General features: G+C 63.8%; 9 protein-coding genes. 1 reads left to right on the top strand and 8 read right to left on the bottom strand.

Annotation, left to right across the window (positions count from 1 at the left end):
- Window positions 1-136: 136 nt before the first annotated feature.
- The 8 genes from GY937_00335 to GY937_00370 all read right to left on the bottom strand — a co-directional run bounded on the left by GY937_00335 (window position 137) and on the right by GY937_00370 (window position 8,243).
- On the bottom strand, window positions 137-862 hold the full coding sequence (locus GY937_00335) for an SDR family NAD(P)-dependent oxidoreductase (GenBank protein ID MCP5055153.1): 726 nt from the start codon (window positions 860-862) through the stop codon (window positions 137-139).
- 1 nt (window position 863) lies between these two features.
- Window positions 864-1,862, bottom strand: a complete 999-nt coding sequence (locus GY937_00340) for a glutathione S-transferase family protein (protein ID MCP5055154.1) — start codon at window positions 1,860-1,862, stop codon at window positions 864-866.
- A 199-nt stretch (window positions 1,863-2,061) separates the two neighbouring features.
- Entirely contained in the window at window positions 2,062-2,439 is a 378-nt protein-coding gene (locus GY937_00345; protein ID MCP5055155.1) for a hypothetical protein, read from the bottom strand.
- A 72-nt stretch (window positions 2,440-2,511) separates the two neighbouring features.
- Window positions 2,512-2,994 (bottom strand): hypothetical protein, encoded by a 483-nt coding sequence (locus GY937_00350; protein ID MCP5055156.1) that lies wholly within the window; start codon window positions 2,992-2,994, stop codon window positions 2,512-2,514.
- A gap of 2 nt (window positions 2,995-2,996) precedes the next feature.
- Window positions 2,997-3,554 carry a hypothetical protein gene (locus GY937_00355; GenBank protein MCP5055157.1) on the bottom strand — a complete coding sequence of 186 codons (558 nt, stop codon included), beginning with the start codon at window positions 3,552-3,554 and terminating at the stop codon, window positions 2,997-2,999.
- Window positions 3,554-4,558, bottom strand: coding sequence for a respiratory nitrate reductase subunit beta (locus GY937_00360; protein ID MCP5055158.1), 1,005 nt, complete (start codon window positions 4,556-4,558; stop codon window positions 3,554-3,556). Before GY937_00360 ends, GY937_00355 begins: the two co-directional genes overlap by 1 nt.
- Before the next feature lie 29 nt (window positions 4,559-4,587).
- Entirely contained in the window at window positions 4,588-7,554 is a 2,967-nt protein-coding gene (locus GY937_00365) for a molybdopterin-dependent oxidoreductase (GenBank protein ID MCP5055159.1), read from the bottom strand.
- 20 nt (window positions 7,555-7,574) lie between these two features.
- A complete protein-coding gene (locus tag GY937_00370) occupies window positions 7,575-8,243 on the bottom strand; it encodes a TetR/AcrR family transcriptional regulator (GenBank protein ID MCP5055160.1) in 669 nt (222 codons plus the stop codon).
- A gap of 198 nt (window positions 8,244-8,441) precedes the next feature.
- On the opposite strand from GY937_00370, the gene GY937_00375 reads away from it, so the two are divergent.
- Complete coding sequence (locus GY937_00375; protein ID MCP5055161.1) at window positions 8,442-9,092, top strand: hypothetical protein; 651 nt, start codon at window positions 8,442-8,444, stop codon at window positions 9,090-9,092.
- Window positions 9,093-9,264: the final 172 nt, after the last annotated feature.

A 9,264-nucleotide genomic window follows, 5' to 3' on the forward strand; every position in this document is an offset into this window, starting at 1 on the left:
CGGCTTCCAGGGCAACCCCGGCTCACACCCGATCCGGAGCCTTCGCGGTCCCGGGCGCCCCAGACCCTACTCACCGCAACAATTCAACCGAGAATCCCACGCTACGCGGCCGATCTCGCTTCTACCGCGCAGACTCCTAGAAGCCTTCCTTGAAGGGCCGGATGTCGAGTTCGAGGGTCCAGGTGCTCTTTGGCTGGGTGTGCAACATCCAGAACGTGGCAGCGATGTCATCCACCTGCAGCATGCCTTCGGCACCGAGACGTTCCTTGATCACCGGCATGCGCTCGTTCACCATGTCGCCGTCGATCACACCGTCGATCACCACGTGGCCTACATGCAAGCCCTGGGGCCCGAACTCCCGCGCGATCCCGTGGGCTACGCCTCGCAGGGCAGCCTTCGCCGAGGCGAAAGCCGTGAAGGGAGGCCGCGCTCGCATCGACGCCGTCGCACCGGTGAAGAGCAGGCTTCCGCCGCCCGCAGGTGGCATGCGCTTCGCTGCCTCGCGGCCCGTGAGAAAGCCACCGAAGCAACAAACCCGCCAGACCTGCTCGAAGAACTCGTCGCTCATATCGAGCAGCCCGCTGAACTGGTTGTTGCCCGCGTTGTAGACTACCAGCTCCGGGACGCCGCCGGCTTCCTCGGCGGCATCGAAGATCCGTGCAATGTCGCTGCTCTTCGTCGCGTCGATTTGAACCGCAGTCGCCTGCCCGCCCTGCTGTCGCAAGCTCTCGGCCGCGGCTTCGATCTTTGCCGGGGTACGCCCGCCTACGAGCACATGCAGGCCCTCGCTGGCAAAGCGTCGGCAGAGAGCGCCGCCAACACCCGTCTCGGCCCCGACTCCGATGACGATGGCCGTTCCCATGCTAGGCCTTCAGCCAGCGGAGGCAGCTGCTTCCGTCGAGCACCGGATCAAGCTCGGCCTTGTTGGTCACGGCGGCGTAGCGTTCTCTCAGCTTCGCAAGGGAACGTGCATGGTACTTCTGGGGTTTCTGGGTCCATTCGCCCGAAGCCAGCTCGACAGTGAATTCCTCCTCGCCCGCTTCCAGCGCTTGCCTGTTCGCCTCGGACCAGGGCAGGAAGAGCCCGGCCACCTGTTCCTGGAGGAGCGGCATGAGGGTCGGCTCGAGGGCCGACCAAGGCTCGAATTCTCCCTCGCTCTTCGGATCGAGCATGCGCTGAATCCACGCCAACACGTTCGGATGCCCTGCTTCGATGATCTCCTTGCAGGTCGGGTCGGTCCAGGCGTTGTAGATCTGGCCCCAGAGCCCGAAATCGCCGAAAGCCGGACGCCCACCGAACAAGTAGAGGCGCCCCTCGAGATGCGTCTCGACCAACGCAAGCGCGTCCTTGAAGGATTGCTCGATCTGCGGCGCGGTCTTCTCGTTCGAGCCGACGAACCAGACGCGGTTCACCATGCGGTCCTTCACGCCACCGATGATCCCCTGAAGCTGTTCACCTTCGACGCCGGGTGCCATGACCGCAGCCAGGCGTGCGGCCGTGCTGTTCTGATCCGCCTCCCGAGCCCAGCGGAAATGGAACATCCACTTGTTGCCCCATTCGTCACCGAATTCCTCCAGCAACGCCGAAACGAAATTGGAAACCGGGTCGCTCGGATGGATCGAAGGCTCCGGGTTCCGCGCCTCGATCGTCTCGAGGATCGGCGTCGAATCCTGCAAGCCTTCCTCTTGCGGAGTCGCCACGGCGGGGATCAAGGGGAGCTTCGCGTACTTCTTGAACTCCTCCATCTCTGCCGGTCCGCGCAGGATCCACTCGTGAGGGATGGCCTTGTAACGAAAGTAGGAACGCACCTTGACCGAGTAGGGCGAAATCTCCGCGCCCCAGATTCGATGGATTTCTGTCATCAGAGCATCTCCTCCACCACCACTTCCAACGCTAAGCGTTGGGAGGCGCCTGGTTTGACGTTCGCTTGCTTACCGAATGCGCCGGCCGATGTGCCGAGTTTCATCGCGATCGTCCCTCCGAAACTGGAGACGGCATTCTGACACATACGCTGCCACTAGACGAATGGCGTGTGCTCCGCAGAGCGAAGGAGTTCCGCGATCATCCTTGTCGAGGAGTCTTCGATGCCCCGAAGAGGAGGATGGCCATCATGACGATCTCCGAGACGATGAACGTGGTTGCCAGATCCGCGCCGTGGGCCGCCCAGGAAAGCGTGCGAATCACGGCGGCGCCCCCGAGCAACATTGCGCCGCAATACAGCCAGATGCGCTCCTGCTTCCATACGCCGAGCAGGATCGTGATGCCGGAGGTTGCGAAGAACGCTCCCAGATCCCCGATCTGGGTGCTGCGCGCGAGGCCGTCGAGCAGCGGCATTCCAAGGCTCTCCGCGGTGGCCGCCGGACGGAACAGCCAACCGACTGCATTGAGAAGCATGACGACGCCGGGAAGCGCGACGAAAATTCGAATCGGTGTGCTCAAGGGTTCGACTCCGCGAGGGGTGGCGGGAGCCTACCACGGGCTTGGGCCATCTCATGGCCTGTCCGTCGGCCGTCACCCGGCCCCTGCGAGATCGGCGGAGAAGCTCGCGGGCAAGCGGGCCAGTGCGCCTTCCCTTCCTGCCAGCCTTTCCTGCGCGATCTCGCACCACGGATCGAGGTAGCGCGTTCGCAGTTCGCGAATGAGTACGCCCTCCTCCCGCTCGATGGCAAGAGCCATGACATCGCAAGCAACGCCGAGGTGATCGGGCGGGAGTGTCTGCTCCTTCCAGCGAAGGTCGAGGTGTTGAACGACACGCATCCAATCCTCGCGGACCGCCCCGCCATCCTTGCCCAACGCTGCATGGAGAAGGAGCGGCACCTGAGGGCCTCCGAGCCCGACCACGAACGCATCCAGAAAGGCGCTCTCTTGCTCAGCGAAGCGTCCCGGCAGGGAGAGCTCTCTCCATGCCTCTTCGCGCAACGCTTCCGGTGCCAAGGGGCTCCAGACACGCGACCAGGCTACGAAGGGAAGCGCGGCGGCAAGCCGTTCGTTCATCCTCAGCCCACCTCCAGCCATCCCCCGGTCACGGATTTCAGGCCGCCGCGATCGTGCGCAGAGCCCCGCCAGATGGCCGCCGCAACGCGCCCCGAACGGTCCAAGGTGTCCCAACCAGACAACGTGAACTCGAGCTGCCAGAAGCCATGCTCATGTCCGGCGGCGAATCGCCAGCCAGAGGGAGCCGTGTCGCGCTTCATGCTGCCGAGGCCCTCGGCGCGAACGGCGTGGAGGCTCTCGTGGTCCGCTCGCCAGAGCACGCCATCCACACCCATGCCGGGCGCGCCCATCGTCACCCAGGGTGCGTCCTCGTGCTGCGGAGAAAAAAGCGCGGCCGCGTCGGGAAAGAGCGAAGGATCGTCGCTCACATCCTTCACCGGTTCCGGACATGGCCAGCGTAGGCGTAGGCGCCAACTGCCCGGCGGACGGGCCACCTCCAGCTCGAGGCTCGGTGTCATCGGCGCGTTGTCGCGGCCCGCGTAGGCTTTCGGGACATAGCCACCCGGCTGCATTCCGATGGGCGCCGCAATCAACGCGACCTTCCCGGGGCTCTTCGCCATCACGCGCTCCCTTCGCGGGGCCAGACCGACCCGCCGGCACCGAGCTGGAAACTCTCGTTCCAGTCGTAGGCGATCAACAGATCCATCAGCTCGCTCGGCTCGCCGCGCTTTCGCTTGGCGCGCTCCGCTTCGACCGTGGCCAATGCTTCGTGCACCCTGGGCCCGAACAGGCCTTCGAGGGTCGCCGTCGGGATCCGAGGCTCACCCGTCGGCCGGCCCTTTGCGTCCATGGCGCTCGGGCTCATAGGCGGGACGTAGAAGACGTTGGGCTCGAGCCCGTATTCCGGGTGCAGGGGCAGCGCAACCTTCCATGCGTTTACCAGCTTGTGGATGGGCCCGTCTTCGTCATCCAGGTAACCGACGAAGCGCAGCCGGCCCGGGCATTGCCGCGCACAGGCTGGCGCAACGCCTTCCTCGACGCGTGGCATGCAGAAGATGCACTTGTTGGCGACCTGCCGTTCCGGATCGAAGAAGACCTTCTTGTAGGGGCAGGCCTCGACACAGAAGCGGTAGCCGTGGCACCGATCCTGATCGACCAGAACAATCCCGTCCGCGTCGCGTTTCTCGATGGCGGCGCGGGGGCACGCATCCAGGCAGGCGGGGTGGGTGCAGTGGTTGCAGATCCGGGGAAGGTAGAAGTAGTGATTGTCCTCGGGGTAGGTTCCAGCTCCGCGATCCTCGTCCCAATTCGGCCCCCATTTGGGATCGCCATCTGGCCGCAGCCAGGTACTTCCCTCCTTGGAGTTCGACCGGACGACATCCGCGTGATTGAACTTCCAGGCGCGACCGTAGTCTCCTTCGAGGCTCGGGATCTCACCTCGTTTGACCGAGCCATCTGCGTTGCGGCCGCCAGTCTCCTGCCAACGGCCGGGGTAGCCCTTTCCGGGCAGCGTCTCGACGTTGTTCCAGTACGTGTAGTCGGCGCCAGAATCGCGATTCCAGAGCTTCTTGCAGGCGACCGTACACGTCTGGCAGCCCAGGCATTTGTTCAGATCCATCACCATGGCGACCTGACGGCTCACGGATTCGTTGCTCAACTTTCTTCTCCCTTCCCGGAGGGTCCATCTGACGCGGCAATGGCGACCCGGGTGTCCTGAACGTGGGTGCCCGGCGTGTAATGGCCGAAGAACCAGCCGAGATGGCCCTCGCCTCCCGCGAAATGCAGCGGATTCATCAGGCCCGGAATCAGCCACTTGTAGCTCTTGTGCTCCGGAAACTGATGCGGCTCCCAGGCATGGAAGTAGTAGGCAACCTTCGGACGGACCATGCTCGAGTGCTTTACGCGCATGTGGATCGAACCGTAGTCGTTGCTGATCTTCGACCACGCGCCGTCCTCGATTCCGAGCTTCGTGGCTTCGGCCGGGTTCAGATAGACGACAGGCTCGCCGCGTTGCAGGCGCATCAGCATCGAGGTGTCACGCCAGACGCTGTGGATACTCCAGCGCGAATGACACGAAACGAACTGGAAGGGATGGTCTCCGCCGGCTTTCGGGCTCTCCTTGTGATCGGGAAGACTCTCGCCGGCCTCGATGAACCAGGGGTGATCGATGTAGCACTGCTGCCGGCCCGTCAGCGTCGGCCAACGCCAGCGCTGCTCGCTCATGTCCGTGAGCGCTCGCATCACGCCTTCCCCCTTCCACTCCGAGTTGAAGAGGTTCTCCTGGATTCCCATTCCGCCGACATTCCGATACTTCGCAATGCCGGTCTTCTTGAGGCTCTCGACGGTCATTCCTTCGGCCGAAGGGCTCTTCTCCAGGATGAGCTGATTGACCGCCTCCGCATCCTCGGGCCCGTATTCGCGAGCAAACGAGAACCGATCGGCGAAGGTCCGGAGATCCACTGTCTGCGTGCCGCAGCCCTGGGTGGGTTCGAGCCCCCGCTCGATGGCGATGCGCTGGATGGTTTCGGCCAGCAGCGAGTAGAGCTCCCACTCGTCCTTCGCTTCGCCCACGGGCTTGACCGCTCGGTCGCAGTAGTGGAGGTACGGCACGTAGGCCACGGAGTACTTGATGCCCGGCTTCTCGTAGTAGCCGGCAGCGGGCAGCAGATAATCGGCGTGGAGCCCCGTGAAGGTATGCTTCTGGTTCACGTCGATCACCAGTTCGAGCTTCGGCCAGAGCTCTTCGAGCATGCGCTGAGGCAGGTTGCTGCGGCGCAAGACGTTGCTGCCCCCCGTGACCCAGCAACGCGGCTCGATGTTCTTTGCTGGATGCGTCGGCATCCAGCCCTTCGCCTCGGATTCCTCGACGTAGGCGGCTAGAGGTTTCGGGTAGAGGTGATCCTGCTCGCGCGCCAAATCCTTGGCCACGCCCTGGAACTTGTAGTTCTGGCTCGCCGAGTTGGTGAGGCATGAATCCTCGCCGGTCGTCAGGTGGCGCGACAACTCGTGCTGGAACTGCGCCTCCGACTTCTTTCCGGCGATCTGATCGACCAACATCCCGATCACCTTGGCGCTGCCGAAGACCTTTGCCATGCCGCGAAGCGTTCCGAGGAATCCCTCACCTGCATCGTTCGCCACCAGGCCAAAGCCATCGATCCCGACCCAGCCGGTGGAGTGATAGCCCGCGCCCTTCTTTCCGATCGCTCCCTTGAGCGAGAGACAGAGGAGCTTGGTGCGGTTGATCAGGTCCGAATGGAGGTAGCGATTCGAACCCCAGCTCGAGAGCACCATCGGGCGTTCAGCGGCAGCGAAGCCCTCGGCGAATTGCTCGACCACCGCAGGATCGAGACCGGTGACCCCCGCCGTGTGGTCGAACGTCCATGGCTCGAGGTGCTCTCGGAGCAGCGCGCCCACGGGCGCGACTCCGATACTCGTGCCATCCGCGAGCGTTACCTCGAAGCGCCCCTCGATCACGGGTTCGAGCCCCTCCAAGAAGAGCTTCACGCGCTCGTCGTTGCCCTGGGAGCCCGGCGCCGGGACGAGGCCATCTTTCTTCGAATCCCACATGTACAGCAGGTCGTCGGCGCCTCCGGTGCGCAGATCGGACTCTCGGAGGAAGCGACCCGTATCGAGCCGGACCAGGATCGGAAGGTCGGTCTGCTCTCGCACGTAGTCCAGATCGATCCGCCCGCTCTCCCAGATATGGCGTGCGGTGGCGAGCCCGAGGGCCGCGTCGCTGCCGGGCCGGATCGGGAGCCATTGGTCTGCCCGCATCGCCGTCGCGCTGTACACCGGATCGATGACCGCGAGTTCCGCGCCGTTGTATTTCGCCTCGTACAGGAAGTGGGCATCGGACATCTGGGTGACGGAGGGGTTCATCATCCAGACGACCAGGTAGTCCGAGAGGAACCACTCGTCGGCAGATCCGCCGATGTGGGGAATACCGAGGGAGAGTGTGGCACCGACGTTGAGATCTCCGATCTCTGCCCAGTCGTCCGGTAGGGATGCGCCAAGCATGCCGAAGAAGCGGTTCCGGGCTGCGTTGGTCGCGCCCAGATCGAAGTGTGGCCCCAGGTCCTGAACGAGGGCCTCACCGCCATGGCGTTCGCAGATGTCGATCAGCTTCTCGGCGATCTCGTTCAACGCCTGATCCCAGCTGATCTGCTTCCATTTTCCTTCGCCGCGCTCACCCGCTCGCTTGAGCGGCACCGTCAATCGGCTCGGGCCGTACATCACCTCCGTGTAACAGGCGCCCTTCTGACAGCCGCGCGGATTGAAATCCGGCACGCCGGGTTCCGAAGCCTCGTAGTTGGCCGTCTGCTCTTCGCGGACGACGATCCCGTCCTTGACGTAGAGATCCCAGTTGCACGCACTCCGACAATTCAGCCAGCCGTGGGAGCCCTTCGCAACGCGATCCCAGGTCCAACGCTCCCGGTAGAGATCCTCCCAGCTCGCGAGCTTCGGCTTCGCCGTGGCGGCCGCCTCCGCCGGTTGGCTTTCGAAGTGAAGCAGCGGAAGGGTCGCCATGCCGAGCCCGCTGAGGTGGAGGAATCGGCGGCGACTCAACCCCGAGGCGGGAGCTCGCTCGAGATCGGCCTTCGGAATGCTCCGCTCTTCCATGTTCCCCTCCTGACCCGACGCTATGCGAGTCGTGCTTCGAGCTTCAGATAGGCAGCGACGCTCGTGAGTGCCTGGTCGATGAATTGCTCGTCGTTCCCGGCAAAGAGCGAGTCTTCGAGCGGAAGTGCCGCCAGGCGAACCATCAGCATGCTTCTCAGTTGCTCGAGGGCGAAATCGACGGCCACGGGAGGATCGGCGTGGCCGATTTCGTCGACCCGTTCGAGGAGTAGTGCGCGCAGACGTGATTGGAGTTCTGCAGCCAGCTTCAACTGCCGTTCGGCGAAGCCGGCATCACGGGATGCCATGGTGAGCGCGGCCCGATGCAGCGCTGCGCGATCTCGACCCTCGCTAAGCGTGAATTCGATGTAGCCCGTCAACAACTCCAGGATGGGAGCACCCTGCCACCGTTCGGGTGCGACCGCATCCTCCATGGTCTCGCGGAACGCCTCGCCCCAACGCTCGTCGAGGGCGTGGAGCAGCGCGGTCTTGTCGCGGAAGCGCCGATAGACGGTGCCCACCGAGCAACCTGCCCGGCGAGCGATCTCGGAGACCGACGCATCCGCGTAACCCTTCTCGCGGATCTCGGCTTCGGCTGCGTCGAGCAGCAATTCCAGCGTGCGTTGGCTGCGCGCCTGATGGGCCGGCCTGGCCCAGCGGAGATCGTCGATCCTGGAGGTGTGGGTCTTCAAGCGTTGAATTTCACCAAATAGGAGTAGGAATTCACATTCACATTCGAATCGTAGATGCCTCCTCACCTCCATGCAACTCGTGCCAGGTGTTCCTGAGGTGCCCGCGGCCGCCTCGCCAGACCTGCTCGCGGGCTACGATCTTGAGGGTCTGACGCGCCACCGGTCTACATGCGAACCCACAATCTGGAGGAGCCCCTGATGGATCCCGGCTACGAGACCGTCGTGGATGCCTCCAACCTGGTCTGGACGCTGCTGGTCTACGGCCTTCACGGCGCCGTCGGCGTCCTTCACACCGCCCTCGCCTGCTGTCTGGTGGCGGGCGGAATCCTCGACTTCTTCTTCCCCGGACAAGGCGGGCGCTGGATTCGCCGGCTCGGTGCGGTCGAAATGGACGCAGAACGTACGCGCCGCTTCGGGGCTCTGCGATTGCTGCTGGGCCTGCTTCTGTTTGCGCCGTTCCTCCTGGGCGCGCCCGCGATGGTTTCGCTCATCGCCGGGATTGGAGCCTTCCTGCTTCTTCTCCTGGTCGAGCAAGGACTCTCCGAATCCGATCGCTCGCCGGGGCGCTTCGTTCGATTGGGCGCCATCGGTTTCGCAGCGGTGGCCTCCCTCTTCATGCTCTGGGAGGGCGAAGACAACCTGACGCTCGGCGCGGATCTCCTGCTCCATGCCGAGGAGTGGCGGAATGAAGAGCTCGATTGGCAGCTCTCGATGGATCCGAAATCTCCCAAGGTGGGCGACATCGCCCCGGATTTCGAACTGCAGGATCCGGACGGCAACGTCCAGGTGAGGCTTTCCGATTTTCGCGGGAAGCGGCCAGTGGCGCTCGTGTTCGGAAGCTACACCTGACCGCCTTTCAGCAATGGGACCGTGCGTCTCAAAGCCTCGGTGAACACCTCAAAACCGGCCATACGTGAACGTCTGAAAAGCGGCCATAGGGAGCCGCCCAAGACAGGTGTGGTGTGATTAGCCCTTTGTGGGTGTGTTTTTCAAGGTGGCCTTCTCTCGGGATCGCCAGCTC

The organism is bacterium, assembly GCA_024228115.1.
GTDB lineage: Bacteria > Myxococcota_A > UBA9160 > UBA9160 > UBA6930.

Bases quoted from the DNA above. Each gene is read 5' to 3' on its own strand.
- GY937_00360 (MCP5055158.1), bottom strand. From the start codon at position 4,558: ATGGTGATGGATCTGAACAAATGCCTGGGCTGCCAGACGTGTACGGTC.
- GY937_00335 (MCP5055153.1), bottom strand. From the start codon at position 862: ATGGGAACGGCCATCGTCATCGGAGTCGGGGCCGAGACGGGTGTTGGC.
- GY937_00355 (MCP5055157.1), bottom strand. From the start codon at position 3,554: ATGGCGAAGAGCCCCGGGAAGGTCGCGTTGATTGCGGCGCCCATCGGA.
- GY937_00365 (MCP5055159.1), bottom strand. From the start codon at position 7,554: ATGGAAGAGCGGAGCATTCCGAAGGCCGATCTCGAGCGAGCTCCCGCC.
- GY937_00350 (MCP5055156.1), bottom strand. From the start codon at position 2,994: ATGAACGAACGGCTTGCCGCCGCGCTTCCCTTCGTAGCCTGGTCGCGT.
- GY937_00340 (MCP5055154.1), bottom strand. From the start codon at position 1,862: ATGACAGAAATCCATCGAATCTGGGGCGCGGAGATTTCGCCCTACTCG.
- GY937_00375 (MCP5055161.1), top strand. From the start codon at position 8,442: ATGGATCCCGGCTACGAGACCGTCGTGGATGCCTCCAACCTGGTCTGG.